The 18,848-nt window shown below is 63.1% G+C and carries 21 protein-coding genes; 10 read left to right on the plus strand and 11 right to left on the minus strand.

The window, feature by feature from the left end:
- Positions 1-3: 3 nt before the first annotated feature.
- Together modB and modC are read left to right on the plus strand one after the other, a co-directional pair.
- Positions 4-690: a molybdate ABC transporter permease subunit gene (modB, locus tag ACESMZ_RS10235; protein WP_372957657.1), complete on the plus strand. Its 687-nt coding sequence runs from the start codon at positions 4-6 to the stop codon at positions 688-690.
- The gene (gene modC, locus ACESMZ_RS10240) at positions 687-1,769 is read left to right on the plus strand and encodes a molybdenum ABC transporter ATP-binding protein (RefSeq protein WP_372972573.1); all 1,083 of its coding nucleotides are present in this window, start codon (positions 687-689) and stop codon (positions 1,767-1,769) included. The genes modB and modC overlap by 4 nt, the downstream gene beginning before the upstream one ends.
- 54 nt (positions 1,770-1,823) lie before the next feature.
- Here the strand turns inward: modC and ACESMZ_RS10245 are convergent, their stop codons facing one another.
- From ACESMZ_RS10245 to ACESMZ_RS10295, 11 genes are all read right to left on the minus strand, one after another.
- Positions 1,824-3,227 (minus strand): DUF4397 domain-containing protein, encoded by a 1,404-nt coding sequence (locus ACESMZ_RS10245; RefSeq protein ID WP_372972574.1) that lies wholly within the window; start codon positions 3,225-3,227, stop codon positions 1,824-1,826.
- A 224-nt stretch (positions 3,228-3,451) separates the two neighbouring features.
- The gene (locus ACESMZ_RS10250; RefSeq protein ID WP_372957654.1) at positions 3,452-5,149 is read right to left on the minus strand and encodes a complex I subunit 5 family protein; all 1,698 of its coding nucleotides are present in this window, start codon (positions 5,147-5,149) and stop codon (positions 3,452-3,454) included.
- A complete protein-coding gene (locus ACESMZ_RS10255; RefSeq protein ID WP_372957653.1) occupies positions 5,146-6,645 on the minus strand; it encodes a complex I subunit 5 family protein in 1,500 nt (499 codons plus the stop codon). The genes ACESMZ_RS10250 and ACESMZ_RS10255 overlap by 4 nt, the downstream gene beginning before the upstream one ends.
- The gene (locus ACESMZ_RS10260) at positions 6,645-8,108 is read right to left on the minus strand and encodes a complex I subunit 5 family protein (RefSeq protein WP_372957652.1); all 1,464 of its coding nucleotides are present in this window, start codon (positions 8,106-8,108) and stop codon (positions 6,645-6,647) included. Before ACESMZ_RS10260 ends, ACESMZ_RS10255 begins: the two co-directional genes overlap by 1 nt.
- Positions 8,105-8,419: an NADH-quinone oxidoreductase subunit K gene (locus ACESMZ_RS10265; RefSeq protein WP_372957651.1), complete on the minus strand. Its 315-nt coding sequence runs from the start codon at positions 8,417-8,419 to the stop codon at positions 8,105-8,107. The genes ACESMZ_RS10260 and ACESMZ_RS10265 overlap by 4 nt, the downstream gene beginning before the upstream one ends.
- On the minus strand, positions 8,419-9,060 hold the full coding sequence (locus tag ACESMZ_RS10270) for an MnhB domain-containing protein (protein ID WP_372972575.1): 642 nt from the start codon (positions 9,058-9,060) through the stop codon (positions 8,419-8,421). The genes ACESMZ_RS10265 and ACESMZ_RS10270 overlap by 1 nt, the downstream gene beginning before the upstream one ends.
- Positions 9,061-9,110: 50 nt before the next feature.
- A complete protein-coding gene (locus tag ACESMZ_RS10275; protein ID WP_372957649.1) occupies positions 9,111-9,380 on the minus strand; it encodes a Na(+)/H(+) antiporter subunit B in 270 nt (89 codons plus the stop codon).
- Positions 9,377-9,676, minus strand: coding sequence for a cation:proton antiporter (locus ACESMZ_RS10280; protein WP_372957648.1), 300 nt, complete (start codon positions 9,674-9,676; stop codon positions 9,377-9,379). The genes ACESMZ_RS10275 and ACESMZ_RS10280 overlap by 4 nt, the downstream gene beginning before the upstream one ends.
- A complete protein-coding gene (locus ACESMZ_RS10285; protein WP_372957647.1) occupies positions 9,669-9,944 on the minus strand; it encodes a monovalent cation/H+ antiporter complex subunit F in 276 nt (91 codons plus the stop codon). Before ACESMZ_RS10285 ends, ACESMZ_RS10280 begins: the two co-directional genes overlap by 8 nt.
- Positions 9,941-10,411, minus strand: a complete 471-nt coding sequence (locus tag ACESMZ_RS10290) for a Na+/H+ antiporter subunit E (protein ID WP_372957646.1) — start codon at positions 10,409-10,411, stop codon at positions 9,941-9,943. The genes ACESMZ_RS10285 and ACESMZ_RS10290 overlap by 4 nt, the downstream gene beginning before the upstream one ends.
- Positions 10,408-10,671, minus strand: a complete 264-nt coding sequence (locus ACESMZ_RS10295; RefSeq protein WP_372957645.1) for a DUF2798 domain-containing protein — start codon at positions 10,669-10,671, stop codon at positions 10,408-10,410. Before ACESMZ_RS10295 ends, ACESMZ_RS10290 begins: the two co-directional genes overlap by 4 nt.
- Before the next feature lie 181 nt (positions 10,672-10,852).
- On the opposite strand from ACESMZ_RS10295, the gene ACESMZ_RS10300 reads away from it, so the two are divergent.
- The 8 genes from ACESMZ_RS10300 to ACESMZ_RS10335 all read left to right on the plus strand — a co-directional run bounded on the left by ACESMZ_RS10300 (position 10,853) and on the right by ACESMZ_RS10335 (position 18,843).
- The gene (locus ACESMZ_RS10300; protein WP_372957644.1) at positions 10,853-11,740 is read left to right on the plus strand and encodes a DUF6279 family lipoprotein; all 888 of its coding nucleotides are present in this window, start codon (positions 10,853-10,855) and stop codon (positions 11,738-11,740) included.
- Between the two features lie 99 nt (positions 11,741-11,839).
- Complete coding sequence (locus tag ACESMZ_RS10305; protein ID WP_372957643.1) at positions 11,840-13,222, plus strand: MATE family efflux transporter; 1,383 nt, start codon at positions 11,840-11,842, stop codon at positions 13,220-13,222.
- Positions 13,223-13,325: 103 nt separating this feature from the next.
- Positions 13,326-14,087, plus strand: coding sequence for a hypothetical protein (locus tag ACESMZ_RS10310; RefSeq protein ID WP_372957642.1), 762 nt, complete (start codon positions 13,326-13,328; stop codon positions 14,085-14,087).
- Positions 14,088-14,271: 184 nt separating this feature from the next.
- A complete protein-coding gene (locus ACESMZ_RS10315; protein WP_372972576.1) occupies positions 14,272-15,132 on the plus strand; it encodes an ATP-binding protein in 861 nt (286 codons plus the stop codon).
- Between the two features lie 19 nt (positions 15,133-15,151).
- Complete coding sequence (locus ACESMZ_RS10320; RefSeq protein ID WP_372957640.1) at positions 15,152-16,510, plus strand: HD domain-containing phosphohydrolase; 1,359 nt, start codon at positions 15,152-15,154, stop codon at positions 16,508-16,510.
- Positions 16,507-17,034: a response regulator gene (locus tag ACESMZ_RS10325; protein ID WP_372972577.1), complete on the plus strand. Its 528-nt coding sequence runs from the start codon at positions 16,507-16,509 to the stop codon at positions 17,032-17,034. Before ACESMZ_RS10320 ends, ACESMZ_RS10325 begins: the two co-directional genes overlap by 4 nt.
- 7 nt (positions 17,035-17,041) lie before the next feature.
- On the plus strand, positions 17,042-17,704 hold the full coding sequence (locus ACESMZ_RS10330; RefSeq protein ID WP_372957638.1) for a GTP-binding protein: 663 nt from the start codon (positions 17,042-17,044) through the stop codon (positions 17,702-17,704).
- A gap of 2 nt (positions 17,705-17,706) precedes the next feature.
- Positions 17,707-18,843, plus strand: a complete 1,137-nt coding sequence (locus ACESMZ_RS10335; RefSeq protein ID WP_372972591.1) for a sensor histidine kinase — start codon at positions 17,707-17,709, stop codon at positions 18,841-18,843.
- The last annotated feature ends 5 nt before the right edge of the window (positions 18,844-18,848 follow it).

The following is an 18,848-nucleotide window of genomic DNA, read 5'->3' on the forward strand; positions in this document are numbered from 1 at the left end:
CCCATGCCCGAGCTTTCCCCCCAGGACTGGCAGGCGATCGCGATCACCCTGAAGCTCTGCACCCTCACCACTGCCATTCTGCTGGTGCTCGCCACGCCCCTGGCCTGGTGGCTGGCCCATCGGCAATCCCCTTCACGAACGGTGGTGCAGGCACTGGTGGCCTTGCCACTGGTATTGCCGCCGACGGTGCTGGGTTTCTACCTGCTGATCGCTCTCGGGCCCAGGGGGCCAGTCGGCCAGACCCTGGAGGCCATGGGCCTGACTCACCTGGCGTTCAGTTTCGAGGGCATCCTGGTGGCTTCCGTCATCTACTCCCTGCCCTTTGCGGTTCAGCCGTTGATGGAAGCCTTCCGTCACCTCGGCACGCGTCCGGTGGAGGTGGCGGCCTCGCTGGGTGCGGGGCCGCTGGACCGGCTGTTTACCGTCACCCTGCCCCTGTGCCGGGGTGGCTTCATCGTGGCCGCCACCCTCACCTTCGCCCACACCCTGGGGGAGTTCGGTGTCATCCTCATGCTGGGGGGCAGTATTCCCGGTGAGACCCAGGTGCTGTCGGTACTGATCTATGACTACGCGGAAGCCATGGACTATGCCGCCGCCCATCGACTGTCCCTGGGGCTGCTGATCTTTGCCTTTGCGGTACTGGTGGCGGTGTACAGCTTCAACCGCCGGTTCGACGGGGTGCGGCCATGACGCTCCAGGTAAGCGCCCGGCTACAACGGGGGGACTTCACACTCTCGGTCAACGATGCCCTGCCAACCGACGGCATTACCGCACTGTTCGGGCGGTCCGGTTGCGGCAAGACCACGCTCCTGAGGCTAATTGCCGGCCTGGAAAAGCTGAGGAATGCCGAGGTGTCCTTCAACGACGAGGTATGGCAGGCCGGCCACCGGAGCCTGCCGGTAAACCGGCGCCGGCTGGGACTGGTATTCCAGGAGTCCAGCCTGCTGCCTCACCTCTCGGTGGAAGCGAACCTGATGTACGGTTACCGCCGCACAGCTGAGAGCCAGCGCCGCCTTCACCCGGAAACCATCCGCCCCCTTCTGGCCCTGGATGAACTCCTGCAACAGCCGGTTCACACCCTGTCCGGCGGCCAGCGCCAGCGGGTTGCCCTTGGTCGTGCCCTGCTCACAAGCCCGCAACTGATGCTGCTGGATGAACCCCTGTCGGCGCTGGACACCACTGCCAAACGGGAGATCCTGCCGTTTCTGTCCGGCCTGTCCACCAACACCGGGGTACCCATGCTGCTGGTGACCCACTCCGCCCGGGAGGTGGAGCAGCTGGCGGATCAGGTGGCCTTCATGGCCCAGGGGCGGATCGAAAGGATTGAACCCCTGCGGGAGGCGCTGACCCGACCCGATTCCCCGCTGTTCAGCGATGAGGGACCGGCGGCAGTATTGCAGGGGGATCTTCGGGAGACTGACGACGGGCAATGGCAGTTCGTCACCCGGGGTGGCGACGGCCGGCCTTCGGTACCTTTTCAGGTCAGCGGCCAGTCCAGCCACCTTACCAGCCTGCACCGGCTGCGTATTCTCGCCAGCGATGTCAGCCTGGCCCTGACGCAACCGCAAGGTATCAGCATCCGCAACATGATGCCGGTGAGAGTCGAACGGATTGAACAGAGTGATGAGCACCGATGCACCATCAGCTGCCGGCTGGCGGACGGCCAGCTGCTGCTGTCACGGATCACCCTGCAGTCGGTGGAAGAACTGGGGCTGGCGCCGGGGGACTCCGTCGTGGCGCTGGTGAAGTCTGCGGCGCTGATGGAGTAGACAGAAAAAGCAGACATGCCCGATGGTTTGCGGACATGTCTGCTGCGTGTCGGATTAAAGCGCCGCGAAGTCGTCCAGCAGGATCAGGCCCAGGTCGGTCAGGACCGAACCATTCCCATCCTCGCCGTCACGGGCAATCACCGTGTAGACACCGCCGTTGGCCACAGCAACACCGTCGGCACTGATGGCAACGTTACCATCCAGGTCCGTTACCCGCAGATTGTAGGTGCCCGCAGGTATGGCCAGGTAATCGGTTACCGCCTTATAGGGTACATCCGCCAGGGCGGGCGTGGCGTTATCGATCTCCGTCTGGTCCTCAGGCAGCAGGTAGATATTGACGTTGCCCGCCTGGGTAGAGGCATGAACCACGCGCAGGGTTGCCTGGGTGGCAATGCTGCGAACACTGTCTTCCAGCACCAGCGCTTCAATGGCAGGATCACCGCCGAGCAGGCCTGTCGCCAGGACCGAGTACCCCTGGCCGTTGGTCAGGCTCAGGTCAGTTTCAATCGGTACGATCGAGTTGTCGGCATTGGCGGCCACCTTGACGTTATAGTCCCCCGCCGCCAGCACCGCATATTCATCGAGTGCAGCCGAAGGCGAAGCCTGACCGAACGCGATGTTGGTCAATGCGGGCGCGTCGTCAACCAGCACATCCACAGCCGGCGCATCGCCCGATGCATGCACCACCCGCACACCGGCGCCCTGGTCCGCATCATGGATCTCGGCCACATCGGCACCGTCTACCACGATCAGGCTGACCGGACTGGTACCGTCAACAGAGGCGTTGGCCCCGGTGTTCTGTACCGCGCCCACAAACAGATCCGCGCCGGCCGGCAGGTTGACATCGCCACTGTCGAAGACCGCTGTTGACGCACCGGCGGCGGTGATCTGGATCCGGTAGTCACCGGCGGGCACTTCCAGAGGCTCGGCAACGGTTTCAAAGGCCACATCTGAAAGCAGCGGGTCGATGGCAGACAGGTCATCACCTTCGCCCGCAGTGGTTACATAGATATCGACATTGGGGGCACTGGGCGCCAGGTGGCCGATGCGAACCCGCACCTCGTCACTGGAACTGAAGCCCGGCTCGTCCTGGAAGATAACCGTATCAATGTTCGCCACCGTGTTAACGGCCACCACGTTGTAACGAACGTTCTCTTCAAATGTGAAGTCCGCCGGCCCTATGACCGCCGCATTTCCGCCGGGAACAATACCTTCAACCGCAATCTCGTAACTGCCCACTTCCGGGGTCAGCACCGCAGCCTGTTTGTAATCGGCCCCTTCAACGGCGGCATCGCCATTAACCAGGATATTCACGGGCGGCGCATCCGGTGAGGCGTGGATAATCCTCACCTCTGAACGCGCAACATCATCATCGGAGCTGTCGGAGTCCCCGTCAAAGCAACCGGAAAGCGCCAGCGCTCCCGCAACCACCATCGGTAAAGCCATAAAACGATTCATAGTTCTGCTCCTCATCGTGCAGACGTTATTGACTACCTGAATAAAGTGGTTCGAACCTGCACAGTTTCATTCCATGAACCATGCGTCACAGCGATTTACGGGGGCGGATGTAAAACGGATGCAAATGCTTTGACATTTTTTGACGTTTTATTTGCGGGTGCCCCACGAACGGACAAAAACGCCAAGAAAATGGCAGGGCGCGCTCATGCCGGATGTGCGGTCAATCAGCCAGCCTGATTGATCAATATGAAGAGCAGCGCAAGCACTGCGAGGGCAAGCAAGCCACCCGAACGCAGCCGGTTTTCGGCCCCCGTCGTCAACGAGGAAAATCGACCTGCCCAACGCTGGGTATTTGCCGCGGGCCATGCTGGCATGGTCGATAGCCTCCCGGGTACCTGTGGGCGCCCTGGCCACAGAGCGAGCAGGTCGCCCGGAGGAACCGCTGGTGCACGGCGCACCAGCAGGGCCGTCAGCAGTCCGGCCACCAGTGCCAGCCCGATGGGCGTCAACAGCGAGGCGTACTGGTAGGCTTTCGGCAGCCAGTAAGGCTGCTCCACCAGCTCGCCCACTTGCCAGGGCAGCCACCAGAACACCAGGGCTGAGCCGGCTACCGTCAGCAACCAGCCGGCAGTGCGCCAGCGGGAGTTGGCGCCCGGCTCTGCCTGCCGGTATTGCAGCCAGAGAAACCGCAATACCAGCAACAGGGTGGCCACGGCACCAGCGGTCATCAGCGGAGACAGCCAGGTCGCCGTAGCCATGGTGAGCTGATCCTTGGCCAATGCTTCCTTCATGGCCAGCTTTGCGAGGGCTCCGCTGGTCCAGGGCAGCCCGGCCAGGGAAAAACCTGGTAAGGCCAGAAGCAGCCAGTACGCCCACCGGGCCGGATTTCCCCCTGGCGGACGCACAGCCGTCGAGAGGAACAGCGCCCCCTTGGCCAGGCCATGGTGCAGGGCATAGAGGGCGATTACCGGCAGTATCAACAATGCCCGCTCCGGCGTTGCCAGCGCGGCGCCCACGAGCAGCAGCATCAGCCCCATCTGGCTGATGCTGGAATAGGCCAGTACCGCCTTGGCCTGTCGCTGGCAGACGCCGGCGAGCGCACCGCCGAGGGAAGCCACCGCGCCGGCACCGACCATCAGGTCGCCCCAGTAGCCCGGCGAGGCCTGCCCCAGGGGCAAGGTCAGCAGCCAGCCCAGCAGGCCGGCCTTGATCATGGCACCACTGAGCACCGCACTGGCCGGGGTCGGTGCCACGGGGTGCGCCAGTGGCAGCCAGAAATGCAGCAAGGGCAGGCCCGCCTTGACCCCGAACCCGGTGATCAACAGACCGATTATCAGTTCAGCCCGGGGCGCTTCCGCCACAGCGTCCGCAAGCTCCGTCAATAGCAGGCTGTCCGCTTCTTCCGCCGCCAGCATCAGGCCGGCCAGCAGCAACATCTCGCCGACGACCGCCATGGCCATGTACACCCGGCCAGCCCGAAGAGCCTCACCGGTGCCGTCATGCTCCACCAGCCCATAGCTGGCAAAGGTCATCAGCGCGAAGAAGCTGTAAAAACTGGCCACATCGCCGGCGATCACCAGACCCAGGTTGCCGCACAGGGTCAGGCACCAGAACACAAGGAAACGCCGGAGGTTGCGGCTTTCCAGGTATCCCAGGGCGAACACCCCGGCGGCACTCCAGAGCAGCGCCGTCAGGGTCAGGAAGGTACGGCGCAGGTCATCCAGCAGCCACAGGCTGTCCATCAACAACCAGGGCAACGACCACTGCCAGTCAGCCTCTGATACCAGCGCCAGCAGGAGAGCCGGCAATGGTAACAGCGGCAAGCCGAACCTTTGCCAGCGGCCGGCAAGTGGCAGCGTCAGTAACCACGCCAGGGGCAGGCCCACGGCTGCTATGGCCAGAAACTGCAGGGTGGGCGTCATGGCCGATACTCCCGGTTCACCACCAGCTCCGCCCAGGACAATGGGCTGAACGGCATGGCCGCAAAGACCCCGATCAGGACCACGGCGGCAGCGGTCAGCACCGGCGGCCACAGCAGCCAGCCCAGGGTCTCCAGGCGTCCCCAGCGCACCTCTTCCGGCCATGCCTCACGCCGGGGGCGGAACCAGAGCCGGTGGACGATGGGCAGGAAGTAGGCGGCATTCAACAGGCTGCTGACGAGCAGGACGGCGACCACCCAGGGCAGCCCGGCTTCCAGCGCCCCCAGCCCCATGGTCCACTTGGTGATGAACCCGGCCAGGGGCGGTGTACCAATCATACCGAAGGCGCCGATGGTAAATGCCACTGAGGTGGCTGGCATGCGCGGGCCGGCGCCATCCAGCTCATCGATCCGGTGCACACCCAGGGTTTCGGCGTAGTTGCCGGCGCAGAAGAACAGGGTGATTTTCATGATGCCCTGGTGGAGCAGATGGACCAGCCCACCCACCATCCCCAGCGGCCCCGCCAGGCAGATGCCCAGGATGATGTAGGACACCTGGCTGATGGTGGAGTAGGCCAACCGTCGTTTCAGGTCCTGCTGAAACAGGGCCCTCACCGAGCCGAAAATGATGGTGAAGGCGGCCAGTCCCGCCAGGGGCAACAGCAGGCCCGCCTCGTTCGCGAACCCGGTGCCGAACACGTCGTTGACCACCCGGACGATGCCGAAAGCCCCTGCCTTGACCACCGCCACCGCATGCAGCAGGGCACTCACCGGAGCGGGGGCGACCATGGCCTGGGGCAGCCAGCCGTGGAGGGGGAACAGCGCCGCCTTCACACCCAGCCCCACCACCAGTAACACGAAGATGGCCGTCAGGGCCGGCGTTGGCGAGCCGTCCACCACGCCACCGGGAGCGAAGTCCAGGGTTCCGGTCTCGGCATACAGCCACGCCATACCCAGCAGGAGCACGGCACCGCCACTGAGGGTGTAGATGATATAACTCCGCCCCGCCCGCAAGGCCGTCGCCGTACCCCGGTGAACCACCAGCGGGTAGGTGGACAGGGTGAGCATTTCGTAGAACAGGAAAAAGGTAAACAGGTTACCCGCCAGCGCAATGCCGGTGGTGCTAGCCACGCACAGGCTGAAAAAACCGAAGAACCGGCTGCGATTGGGGGAGTTCTCCAGGTAGCCCACTGCATAGGCGGTGGTAAGCAGCCACAGCACTGAGGAAAGCCCGGCAAACATCATCGACAGGGAGTCCACCTTCAGTTCGAACTCGATGCCCGGCAGCATGGTGAAGGCCAGCTGGTACTCAAGACCGTGAAACACCCCCCATCCCATCACGACGATCAGAATCAGTTTCGCGACCGCCGCTCCCAGGTTGAGCGCTGTTCTCAGCCCGTGACGCGCCTCCGGCAACATGAAAATCACCAGCGAGGCCGCCAGTGACGTGGCCAGCGCCAGTACCGGCAACCAGGGGTTGAGAGAGAAGTCCACTGCCATCAGTCTTCCTCCCCGAACGGCAGCCCCATGACCGACAGCACCTGGTCACCCGCCAGCCCCAGCCCCAGGGACAGCAACGCCAGCACCATGGGAATGGCCTCCAGGCGCCTGGGTGGGTGATGAAAATCGTCCTGACCCGACGCCTCCTGGAACGAGGCACGGTAGATGCGGAACACGTAGACGGCGGAGAGCAGCCCGCCGGCCATCAGCACCAGAACCCACCACCATTGCCCGCTGTTCAGACTCGCCTGCAGCAAGAACCACTTGGCGGCGAATCCGCCGCTGGGAGGCAAGCTCATCAGCGACACCCCGGCCAGGCCGAACGAGAACAGCGAAAAGGGCAGAAAACGCCCCACCCCGGCGAGATCGGCCACACGGTTACTGCCGGTGGACAGAATCAGGTTACCGGCGGCCAGAAACATGGCCGCCTTGGCCAGGGCATGGCTGATTACCTGCAGGGTCATACCCTGCTGGGCTTGCTGTGACACCTGTTCCGATACCTGCCAGGTCAGCGGGAACAGCAGGAACAGGTACCCGATCTGGGCCACTGAAGAGTAGGCCACCACCTGCTTTAGTCTTGTCTGCAGGCAGGCCATCCAACTCCCCCATAGCACCGCGAGGGCTCCCAGCCCCCCTGCCAGCTGCGCCACCCCATAGCTGCCCTGAGATTCACCCAGCTCCAGCCACAGGCGGGCAGCAATATAGAACGAAGCTTTCAGCACCAGTGCCGACAACAACGCGCTCACCGGCGAAGGCGCAATTCCGTGGGCCGGTGGCAGCCAGCCGTGGAGGGGGAACAGCGCCGTTTTCAGTGCCAGACCTGCCAGCATCAGCGCGAGGGCCAGCCCCGCACCGGGCAACCCGGCATGCTCTCCGGCCAACTGCGCAACTCCGCTCAGCGACAGGGTGCCGAACTGGCCGTAGACCAGCGCTACCCCCAGCAGGTAGAACAGCGAACCCACCAGCGCCGCCAGCAGGTACCGCAGTGAGGCCCGCAGGGCATCCGCCGTACTCCCCAGGGCCACCAGCCCGACTGCCGCCAGGCTGATCAGCTCCAGTCCCACATACAGGTTAAACAGGTCTGCCCCCAGCCATACGCCGTTGAGGCCGGCCCAGAGAAACCAGAACAGGGGCCAGAAATAGCGCTGCCCGGACTTGTCCGGGTCCAGATAGACACCCGCGTGCAGTCCACAGGCGGTGGCCACGGCCGCGGTCAGCAATATGAAGGTGACGGCCAGGCCATCCACCCGCAATTCGATACCCAGGGGCGCCGGCCAGCCTCCCAGGGCGTAGTAAAACCCCCCGTCGCGGGCGATCGCCAGCCACAACAGAACCGAAACCGCACCCTGCAGGGCCATGCCCAACCAGGCCAGCCGCCATCCGGGCCGGAAACCTCCCAGCAGCGACAGCGCCGCCCATGCAAGGGGCGTAAACAGCAGGCCGGCCATCAGCCAGGCCATCATGGGCTACCCTCATCGGTAGTATCCGGTTCCAGCGAACTCATGCCGGTAAGGTGGAAATACCGGCGGATCAGCACCAGGGCCAGGGCCGTTGCCGCGATAGCTACCACGATGCCGGTAAGCACCAGCGCCTGCACCACCGGATCAGCCCCGTTACGGTGCTGGGCCAGGCCCACCAGCGTCAGAAAGGTACCGGACCCCATCAGGTTGAAGGCCAGCAGTTTTCGCAACAGGTGCTGCAGGGCAACCATGCCAAACACCCCGATAACGAACAGCACTAGGCCGGTAAAAGCGTAAAGCAGGTCGGGAGTCATCAATGATCGCCCTCCTGTGACCCCTGGGGCTTATTGACCGGCGCTGCGGCAAACAGCGACAACAGCACCATGGCGATGGACAGGGTGAGGAACACCTCGATAAGCAGGATCAGGTGTTTCGCTGTGCCTGGCGGGTAGGCCAGGAAGGCATCGCCCACGAAGGCGGTGACCAGCGCAACCAGCAGGAATACCGCAAACCCCAGCACCAGCCCCACGCGCAGCAGGCGACCAGGCCGCAGGAAACCCATGGGCATCCCCCCCAGCCGCATCAGCACCCCGGTAGCTGCCAGCACCGCCCCCGCCTGAAAGGCCCCTCCTGGCTGGTGGGCGCCGGCCCAGACCAGGTAGCCCGCCACCAGCCACATCAATGGAACAAACCAGCGCTGCAAGGCGCCGAGCAGGGCATCCTGAGTGCGAAAGGCCGGGTCTTCCAGCGAGGGTAGGCGCGCCATGGAAATGCCAGCAATAGCCGCGATCACCAGAACGCCGATCTCCAGCAAGGTATCGTAGCTGCGGAAGTTCAGCAGCACGGCCGTTACCGGGTGGTCCACCCCGCTATCGGCCATGGCCCCCCTGACCTGCGCCGGCAACGCACCTCCCACCGGGCTGGAGGCGATGGACCAGAGACCCGAGACAAGCATCCAACCAAGTGCAGCGCACAGTAACAGCAAGAGCAACAACCCACGGCGCGTCATCCCTGCCCGCCTTCCCGGTCATTGCCGGGACCACGCCGGAAGTGGGCCACCGCATCCAGCAACAAGACCCCGGTCAGGCCGGCACCAATGGCGGCTTCCGCCAGGGCGATATCCGGTGCCTGCAGGCGCATCCAGGCCAGCGCCATCAGCATTCCAAAGGCGATAAACATCACCACGGCCCGGAAAAGGCTTCGGGAAACCAGCACAGAGACCGCCGTAATTACCAGCATTACGGCCAGCAATCCGTCCAGCCACCAGGCGGTCATGGATCCTCCCGGGTAACATCCCGGCCGGCGGCGCGAGCAATCAGATGGGCCGAGGTGGCACTGGCCATCAGCACCACCAGCCACACCAGCAGGATCTTGGCCCCGTCCCCAACCGTGGGCACCGATGGTAGCAACGCCAGCGCAATCAGCCCGAGACCGAGATTGTCCACCTTGGTCAGGGCATGGAGCCGGTCGCGGGTTTCGGTAAGACGGAACAGGCCCAGGGTACCGATACCGAAGAACAGGCACCCCGCCACCAGCAAGGGGATCTGCAACCAGGGCAGAAACTCAGCCAACGTCATCCTCCCGGTCCAGGCGGACCTCACGGGTGACAAACGCCGCCGTAGCCAATACTGCCAGCAGGGCCAGGACCAGGGCCACATCCCTCAATGAGGGCATGTCCTGCACGCTGGCCAGCACCAGCAGGATGGCCACCCCGGTGGTGCCAAACAGCTGTGCGGCAAGGATACGGTCTGCCGGACGCGGTCCCTGCCAGATGCGTACCAGCCCCAGCAAAAGCGTTAGCAGAAGCCATACCGCAGTCAGTTCGAGTGCCAGTGTCATTCACCCTCCGTGGCCGATGGCGTAATGCCGAAAAGGCGGGCCACCTGCCGTTCCGTTTCCGCCACCGCTGCGATCGTATCCTGCCCCGTGTCCAGGCAATGCAGCAACAGGGTTTCTCCGTGAACCTCCACACTCAGTGTGCCGGGCATCAGCGACAACAGGTTGGCGGCAAGCCAGCGGGGGCTGCCCTCCGGAAGGGTGAAGGGCACTTCCCTTTCACCGGGCGCAACCGCCAGTTGTGGTGCCATTAGCCGGCGGCTGACATCCCAGCCGGCCGATAGTGACTGCACCAGAAACCATACGGTAAATTGCGGCAGGTAAAGTGGTTTCACCCGGTAGGCTCCCGGCGGGAAGACCCTGGAGGACAATATCCAGACCAGCGGCACTACGACCAGGCCATACCCCCAGCCTGACGGGTCGCCATTGGTGAGCGCCAGCCAGAGGACAGCCAGCAGGCCCAATCTCACCGGGCGCCCCGCCCACGAATTCGTGACAACACCCGGATGGTCGTATCCGACATCCGCCGGGCCAGGGGCGCCACCAGCACCACCAGCGGGAATGCCACCGCCCAGGCTACAACCCAGGCCGGCAACCATCGCTGCACAAACCCGATGGCCAGGCCGGTATTGATGGCAGTGATCACACCGGACATCAGCAAGGACATAAGCCCGGACATGTAAAACGCGAAAACCAGCTGCTGAACTTTCATGGAAGGTTGGTTGGTCAAACATCATCTCCTGCGGTTGTAAGCATCCAGAAGCCCGACCGGGCCGTAATGTCTTCCGGGTACACCCTGAACTACCATGGCCAGAGCACCTGTTGTTCCCTGCTCCGGGGGCTCGCGCTGTAGAACCCGCGCAGGCCACTGGAATTTACAGGGTAACGAAATTTCGAAAGGACGTCCGCCAGTGCAAGCGTTTATGCCCGTTCGCGTTGTCCGTACCACCTGCATCCTGCTGGTTGTCGTCGTGCTGGGCGCCTGTAGCTCCACCCGGCTGGCCTACCGTTTCGCCGACCAGGGTGTCCTCTGGTGGGTGGACGACTACGTCACCCTGACCCGTGAACAGAAGGCCACGCTACGGAATGACCTGGAAGTGCTCAAAGCCTGGCACTGCGAGGCCGAGTTACCCCGTTACTCCGGCTGGCTCGGAAAGCTCCGGGAGGAGATGGCCAACGGCGAACTGCCGCCGGCACGCATTGAGTTCCACCGGGAGCAGGTGGCCACATTCGCGGAACCGCTGGCAGCGCGCATCGTACCGGTTGCCACAAGCCTGCTGGGCACCCTGAGCGACGCCCAGGTGGAGGAGCTGGAAGTCAATATGGCCCGCGAACAGGAGGACCGAAAACAGGAATTCCTCGGCGACGACAGCCAGCAAAAATCCGCCGAACGCATACGAGAGCGGACAGAACGCTGGCTCGGCACCCTGAACCAACGCCAGCAGACTATCATTGATGACTGGACCCGGGACCGGCAGCAACAGACACGGATCTGGCTGCAAGGCCGGGGACACTGGCAGCAGGCACTGTCAGAGCTGCTTGGGGAGCGACGGCAGGCGGACTTCGGACCCCGCTTGCGGGACCTGATCCTTAACGCCCCGGACTATCAGGGCGAGGCATACCGGAACATGCTTGAAGCCAACACCCGCGACCTCACCCGCCTGACCCACGACCTGCTTCAGGCAGCCGACGACCGCCACTGGCGAACCCTGCAGAAAAGCATCGCCAGCCTGGAACAGGACGTCTCCGCCCTCGCCTGTGCGCTGCCTGACACTGACGAGCCCCGTCCGCGCGGTTGAATCGGGTGAATCAGGGTTAACGAATGGGCCGGGACACACACGCCAGCTGAAGGTGTATAGTAGGGCGCTTTGCCGACCTGCCGGATAACCCGCTGCACCATGCTCGACCACGAACACCAGCCAGTCCCCGACACCCGGGCGCCGCTGATCCCCCGTATTCTGGGGGAGTGGCGCACACTTGCCCTGCTGGGCGGGCCCATCCTGGTGGCGCAGATAGCCCAGATGGCCAATGGCGTCATCGATACGGTGATGGCCGGGCATGCCAGCGCCGAGGACCTGGCAGCGGTGGGCATCGGCAGCAGCATCTGGATGCCCCTGTTCCTGTTCTTCATGGGTCTGCTGGGGGCGCTGCAACCCATCATTTCCGGCTACAACGGCGCCCGGGCAGTACAGAAGATCATGCCCGCCACCTGGCAGGGTCTGTATATCGGTGCGATCAGTTCGGCGATCATGATCCTGCTGGTGATCAACGTTCGCCCCGTGTTCAATATGATGAACCTGGACACGCAGACTTCGGATATTGCTGAAGGCTACCTGGACGCCTTTGCCTGGGGGGTGCCCTTCATGCTGTTGATGGTGGCACTGCGGGGACTCACCGATGGCCTGGGCCACACCCGGGTGATCATGGCGTTCTCGGTGCTGGGTACGCTGATCAACCTGCCCCTGAACTGGGCGCTCATCTACGGCAAGTTCGGCCTGCCGGAGATGGGTGGTATCGGCTGCGGCTGGGCCACGGCCATCTCCAATGCCATTGCCGCAGTTGCCATGGTGTTCTACCTGAATCGCAGCCCGGTCTACAAACACTTCCACCTGATTGCCGACTGGGTAAAACCGGATCCGGAAAACATCCGCTACATCCTGCGCATCGGCCTCCCCATTGGCTTCACCATCTTCGTGGAGGCCAGCATGTTCTCGGTGATCGCCCTGTTCCTGGCCCCCCTGGGGCCGGTCGTGGTGGCCGGGCACCAGATTGCCCTCAACGTCACCTCACTGCTGTTCATGCTACCCCTGAGCATCGGCATGGCCCTGACCCTGCGGGTGGCCTTTCTGGTAGGCGCCAACACGCCGGCCACGGCACACCTGCTGTCCCGCAGTTCCCTGCTACTGGCCTCCGCCACGGCGCTGGTATTCGCGGTCACCCTGTTCCTGTTTGCCGGACCCATAGCAGGCCTATACACCAGCGATCGGCAGGTGCAGGAAGTCACCACGCTGCTGCTGAAGTACGCCGCCGTTTTCCAGATTGCCGACGTCATCCAGGTAAGCTGCATCAGCGCCCTGCGGGGCTACAAGGACACCCGCATCCCCATGTTTATCATGTTGTTCTCCTTCTGGGGTGTCGGTATGCCACTGGGCTATGTGCTGACCTTTACCGACGCCCTGGTCGCCGCCATGGGCGCGCCGGGCTTCTGGGTGGGCATTACCGCGGGTCTGGCTACCGCGGCCCTTCTGCTGGGCACACGGCTTTTTCTTTATACCCGCTGAGTTGCTTCACGGGCGAGGGCGAACGTACAAACCCGGACGGACATTTCCCGCCTGAGCGTCTACCCTGACAGGAGGTATTTCCATTCTCTTTCGGAAGACCACCATGTGGGGGAAAAGCATTATCCTGACGCTGCTGCTGGGCACCAGCAATGCAGCTATTGCGGAGACAGCCGATCTGCCGGATGACCTGCAGTTTGCCGTTATCTTTGACGTGCCCGGCACCACCCTGGCGGTACAGCTGCTGGCCGCTGCCTACGACAACCTGGGGATCGTGCTGACCACGCGGGAAGTACCGTCCCGGCGGGCATTGATGATGGCCGATAACGGCCAGGTTGACGGTGATCTGTTCCGGATTGCCGAGGTCGGCGATCGCTACCCTAACCTGGTCCGCGTGCCGTATCCGCTATTGGAGGCCAAGCTTCATGCCGTCTCCAGGTTTCCAGGTGATCGTTTACTGGTGGGCAACGGCGACTGGAAACCGAGGGTGGCCGTTCGGCGAGGCGTACTCATTGCCGAACAGACCGCGGAAGACCTGGGCATGGTCCTTGTCCATGCCGACAGCTACCAGCAAATGCAGGCCCTGCTCGACTGGGGCCGTGTCGACCTCGCCCTGGTTTCGAGCATTGAAAGCCTCTCGCCCCTTGACGATGAGCGCTGGGACCACCTCCATATCATCCCGGAACCCGTTACCCGTTTCACCCTGTATCACTACCTCCACCGCCGCCACGCCAACCTGGCAGAACCACTGGCGAAGGCACTGGAGCAACTGGATCGCAGCGGGGAAAAGGCCCGGATTGCGGAGCGGGTGCAGAAGACCTTCAACGTGGCGGATACCCGTTCTGAGGAGGATAGGAGGCAGGATTGAGGAACCCCTCCCCCGTCATTCGTAAGCTAATTTATACGCGCTGCCGGCACCGGGAGCAGCTCTGTTGTCACACCCCAGCCACTCTTTGATACCAATCGTTACCAAACGTTTTGTGACAGGGTTCTATACTGTTTGATGTGGATCCAATCCATCTTAAGCCCTTACAAAACGTGTGGTTTCCGCCATGACTGATGCACCGTCACCGCTGTCACAGGATATGCCCCCGCAGGAGCTCTCGGCCCGTCTGGAGCAGGCGAACCGGCAGCTGGTCCAGTCGGAAAAAATGGCTGCCATTGGTCAGCTGGCAGCCGGGGTGGCCCATGAGATCAATAACCCCGTGGGCTATGTGTACTCCAACCTGCAGAGCCTGGGCACCTACCTGACAGACCTGTTCCGGCTGACGGATGCGGTGGACACGGCGGAATCCCTGGAAGATCTGCGACAGATCCGCAAGAGTATCGACTACGACTTCCTCCGCGGTGACCTGGAGGACCTGCTGGCCGAGTCCCGGGAAGGCATCGAGCGGGTCAAGACCATCATCGCCGCCATGAAGGACTTCTCCCACACCGAAGAAGAGGAATTCCGCTACGCCGATCTGCACCGGGGCATCGAGACCACCCTGAACGTGGTCAACAACGAGCTCAAGTACAAGGCCGAGGTAGTGCGGGACTTTGGTGACCTGCCGGAGATCGAGTGCATTATCTCCCAGCTCAACCAGGTGGTCATGAACCTGCTGGTCAACGCCGCCCATGCCATCGAGGAATCCGGCACCATCACCATCCGCACCCGCAGCGAAGGGGGTTTCGTCAGCCTGGACATCACAGACTCCGGAAAGGGCATTGAACAGGCCCACCTGAACCGCATCTTCGAACCCTTCTTCACCACCAAGCCGGTGGGTAGGGGTACCGGGCTGGGCCTTTCCCTGTCGTTCAATATTATCGAGAAGCACAGCGGTCAGATTACCGCCACCAGCACCCCGGGGCAGGGCACGACCTTCCATATCCGCCTGCCGGTGAGCCAGCCACACAGCCCTGCCAGTGTCTGAGGAGATCCGCGAGGCGCCTATGACCGACAAGCTGCCCGACAACCTGCGGCTGCTGCTCGTGGACGACGAAGCCAACATCCTGCGCAGCCTGCAACGGATTCTGCGCAAGGAACCCTATGACCTGGTGATGGCTGGCTCCGGACAGGCGGCGATCGAAGTGCTGGAAAACCAGCGCATCGACCTGGTGATCTCCGATGCCCGCATGCCAGGGGTAGACGGCCCCACCCTGCTCAGTACCGTGCGCCGGCGCTGGCCCTGGGTGATCCGCATCCTGCTCACCGGCTATGCGGACATGAACTCCACCATCAAGGCCATCAATGACGGCCAGATCTACCGCTACATTAGCAAACCCTGGGATGACGACGAGCTCCGGCTGACCATCCGCCAGGCCCTGGCCTTCCAGCATTCCGAGCGGCGCCGGCTGGCCCTGGAGCGCAAGTCCCGCAAGCAGAACAAGCAACTGCGGGCACTGGCGGAAAGCCTTGAGAAAAAGGTCGCCGCACGCACCGCCGAACTTCAGGAAACGGCGGACATGCTGGACCGCACCCTCGCGGAACTGCGCAACAGCTATGTCACCACCACCGAGGTGTTCTCGTCTCTGCTCAACCAGCGCCTGCCCCGGGATCTACAGACCAATGCACGGGTCAGCGCACTGGTGCGGGCCTTCGCCCAGCATCGCGGCCTGGACAGCGAACAGACTCGCAACCTGGAAATGGCCGCCGCCCTCTACAACCTGGGCAAGCTGAGCTGGTCCGATGACATGTTACGGGCACCTTCGGATCAGCTCACCAAGGAGCAAACCGCCCTGTACCGGGCCTACCCGGAGTCCGGGGAACAGCTACTGATGACCCTGGAGCCCCTCCAGGAAGCCGCCCACCTGATCCGTCACCACCAGGAACGCTGGAACGGCCGTGGCTTTCCCGATGAACTGGAAGGTGAAGCTATCCCCCTGGGTGCCCGCATCCTGCGCATGGCGGTGGATTTTATCGAACTGCAGGCGGGGCTGATCCTCAGCCGCCGGGTGTCCCGGGAAGACGCCATCAAACTGCTCCGCCGCCAGAGCGGCCGCCTGTACCAGCCAGATCTTTGTGAAGAGTTTGCGGTCATGTGCGAGGAAACCGCCCCGGACCTGGCCCCCACCGAGGAAGGCGTAATCGCCCTGCCCACCCGGGAACTGGCCGCCGGCATGGTACTGGCCAGGGACCTGCACGCTGCCTCCGGCATGCTGCTGCTCAACGAGGGCAAGCGTCTCACCAGGCCCCTGATCGACAAGCTGATTACCTTCGAGAAGGGCGAGCCGGAAGGCACCCGCTACACCCTGTTTGTCTATGACCCGGAAGAACCGGAAGAGCCATTGATGGAGGCCAGTATCCAATGACCCGCATTCTGCTGCTGGACGACGAAGCCAACATTCTCAACGCCCTCAAACGATTGCTGCGGGAAGAAGACTGGCAGGTAGACGCTTTCACCGATGCCGAACACGCTGTGGAGGCCCTGCAGGTTCACGACTACAGTGTCATCGTCTCGGACTACAAGATGCCGGTAATGGACGGCGTGACCTTCCTGCAGTTCGCCCGCCAGCGACAGCCGGAAGCCATCCGCCTGGTTCTCAGCGCCCACGGTGACCGCCAGTCCATGATCAACGCCATCAACCGGGCGGAGATCTACCGCTTTCTGTCCAAGCCCTGGGAGGACTACGAAATCCAGGCCGCCATCTGCTCCGCCGTGGACCTGCACGAGGTAAAGATTGAAAACCAGCGCCTGCTGGCACAGGTGCGCCACCAGAATGACCTGTTGCGCCAACGGGAGGAAGAACTGCTGCGCCTGGAGCAGGACAACCCCGGCATCACCCGGGTACGACGGGATGAAGATGGTTCCATTGTGATCGACGAGTCTTTCTGACCACGCCATGGCTGATTTTATTCCCGAAGATAACCGGCTCAACCTCAAGGTGGTGTTCTACGGCCCTGCCCTCAGCGGCAAGACCACCAACCTGATGCAGCTGCACACCCTGCTGATGCCCCAGCGCAAGGGCGAACTGATGGTGCTGGAAACCCGGGACGACCGTACCCTGTTCTTCGACATGCTGCCCATCGGCCTGAAGGGCTCCGACGGTCTGGATCTTCGGCTGAAGCTCTACACCGTACCAGGCCAGGTACAGCACGACAGTACCCGCAAGGCCGTACTCTCCCGGGCGGACGGCATCGTGTTCGTGGCGGACTCCCAGCGAAACCAGCAGGACAATAACGCCATGGCCTTTGGGAACCTGGAGGAAAACCTGGACAAGGTGGGCCTGGACATCGACAACCTGCCCCTGGTCATCCAGTTCAACAAGCGGGACATGGCGGAGGTGGTACCGGAAGAGGACCTCCAGCAACGCTGGGCGCAAACCCCCTGGTCACCCCTGCAGATGGCCAGTGCCCTCAACGGCACCGGCGTGGTGGACACATTCCGGGTACTACTCGACCGCCTTTACACCGCCACCGACCAGGAATTCCAGCTGGCGGACCGCCACGGCATTGACCGCCAGACCTTTGTCGACCGCCTGAGCGCAGAGGGGGACGGCTCGTGACCATGCGGCACTTTGAAGACGACCCCACCCTGACGGACCTGCTGGATCCTGGCCAGATAGCACGCCTGGAGGCCAGCCTGGCCGGGCTCGGGCTGACACAGGCCCGGCTGGCGGCAGAGAGGAGCGACGGTGCCCTGCCGGTGGAATTCAACCTGGAAACCGTGGCCTGGTTGTCCGCCAACGCCAACCGGAACCTTGTTGAGAAAGCAGCCGAGCTGGTCTCGTTCGTACTGTTCTTTGTGGCCAAATACCGCCTGGCGGCCAACCTGCACCACGACACCACCGAGGCCAGCTACGCGGAACTGCAACGCAAACACGAGGCCCTGCAGGAATCCGAGGCCCGCTACCGGGACCTGTCGGACCAGCTCCAGGAGCAGGTGCGGGAACAGGTCGACACCATCCAGAAAGCCCAGCAGGAACTCTACGAGAGCGCCAAGACCCGCTCCGTGGGGCAACTGGCCGCCGGCATCGCCCATGAGATCAACAACCCGGTGGGGTTTATCCAGAGCAACCTGAAAGTGGCCGGTGACTACCTGGACGACCTGGAGAAAAAGCTGCCACAGGATGAGGCAACCCGGGAACTGCTGGCGGACTTCCGGGACCTGCTGTCAGAATCCCTGGACGGCTCCCGGCGTATTGCCACCATTGTGTCGGACCTGAAGACGTTCTCCAGCATCGACCACGCCGAATACACCCATTGCAACATCAACGACCTGGTGCGGGCAGCCATCCATCTGCTGAAGACCTGTCACAGCGACCGCCAACTGACCATCGACGAGCGGCTGGGGGAGCTGCCGGAGATTCCCGGCAATCCGGCGAGGTTGTCAGAGGCCTTCTACAATATCCTCGACAACGCGGCCCGGGCTATCGATGACGAGGGCCGCATTATCGTCAAGACCGCCACCGACAACAGCGGCAACATCGCCATCGTCGTCCAGGACAATGGCTGCGGCATTTCACCGGATGAGCGGGAGCAGGTGTTCGACCCGTTCTTTACCAGTCGCCCGGTAGGCTCCGGTACTGGCCTGGGGCTGACCGTGGCCCAGGACACCGTGCGCGCCCACAAAGGCCTGATCAAGCTTGAGAGCCGGGAAGGTACCGGCACCCGCGTCACCCTTTTACTGCCCCGCGGTAACTAACCACC

Source organism: Marinobacter sp. (assembly GCF_041690615.1).
Classification (GTDB): Bacteria; Pseudomonadota; Gammaproteobacteria; order Pseudomonadales; family Oleiphilaceae; genus Marinobacter.

Excerpts from the sequence above, each read along its gene's own strand:
- ACESMZ_RS10255 (WP_372957653.1), bottom strand. The coding sequence starts at position 6,645 with ATGGCAGTGGACTTCTCTCTCAACCCCTGGTTGCCGGTACTGGCGCTG.
- modC (WP_372972573.1), top strand. The coding sequence starts at position 687 with ATGACGCTCCAGGTAAGCGCCCGGCTACAACGGGGGGACTTCACACTC.
- ACESMZ_RS10305 (WP_372957643.1), top strand. The coding sequence starts at position 11,840 with ATGCTCGACCACGAACACCAGCCAGTCCCCGACACCCGGGCGCCGCTG.
- ACESMZ_RS10275 (WP_372957649.1), bottom strand. The coding sequence starts at position 9,380 with ATGACCGCCTGGTGGCTGGACGGATTGCTGGCCGTAATGCTGGTAATT.
- ACESMZ_RS10310 (WP_372957642.1), top strand. The coding sequence starts at position 13,326 with ATGTGGGGGAAAAGCATTATCCTGACGCTGCTGCTGGGCACCAGCAAT.
- ACESMZ_RS10265 (WP_372957651.1), bottom strand. The coding sequence starts at position 8,419 with ATGACTCCCGACCTGCTTTACGCTTTTACCGGCCTAGTGCTGTTCGTT.
- modB (WP_372957657.1), top strand. The coding sequence starts at position 4 with ATGCCCGAGCTTTCCCCCCAGGACTGGCAGGCGATCGCGATCACCCTG.
- ACESMZ_RS10270 (WP_372972575.1), bottom strand. The coding sequence starts at position 9,060 with ATGCTTGTCTCGGGTCTCTGGTCCATCGCCTCCAGCCCGGTGGGAGGT.
- ACESMZ_RS10315 (WP_372972576.1), top strand. The coding sequence starts at position 14,272 with ATGACTGATGCACCGTCACCGCTGTCACAGGATATGCCCCCGCAGGAG.
- ACESMZ_RS10245 (WP_372972574.1), bottom strand. The coding sequence starts at position 3,227 with ATGAATCGTTTTATGGCTTTACCGATGGTGGTTGCGGGAGCGCTGGCG.
- ACESMZ_RS10330 (WP_372957638.1), top strand. The coding sequence starts at position 17,042 with ATGGCTGATTTTATTCCCGAAGATAACCGGCTCAACCTCAAGGTGGTG.
- ACESMZ_RS10335 (WP_372972591.1), top strand. The coding sequence starts at position 17,707 with ATGCGGCACTTTGAAGACGACCCCACCCTGACGGACCTGCTGGATCCT.
- ACESMZ_RS10250 (WP_372957654.1), bottom strand. The coding sequence starts at position 5,149 with ATGACGCCCACCCTGCAGTTTCTGGCCATAGCAGCCGTGGGCCTGCCC.
- ACESMZ_RS10320 (WP_372957640.1), top strand. The coding sequence starts at position 15,152 with ATGACCGACAAGCTGCCCGACAACCTGCGGCTGCTGCTCGTGGACGAC.
- ACESMZ_RS10260 (WP_372957652.1), bottom strand. The coding sequence starts at position 8,108 with ATGATGGCCTGGCTGATGGCCGGCCTGCTGTTTACGCCCCTTGCATGG.
- ACESMZ_RS10285 (WP_372957647.1), bottom strand. The coding sequence starts at position 9,944 with ATGACACTGGCACTCGAACTGACTGCGGTATGGCTTCTGCTAACGCTT.
- ACESMZ_RS10325 (WP_372972577.1), top strand. The coding sequence starts at position 16,507 with ATGACCCGCATTCTGCTGCTGGACGACGAAGCCAACATTCTCAACGCC.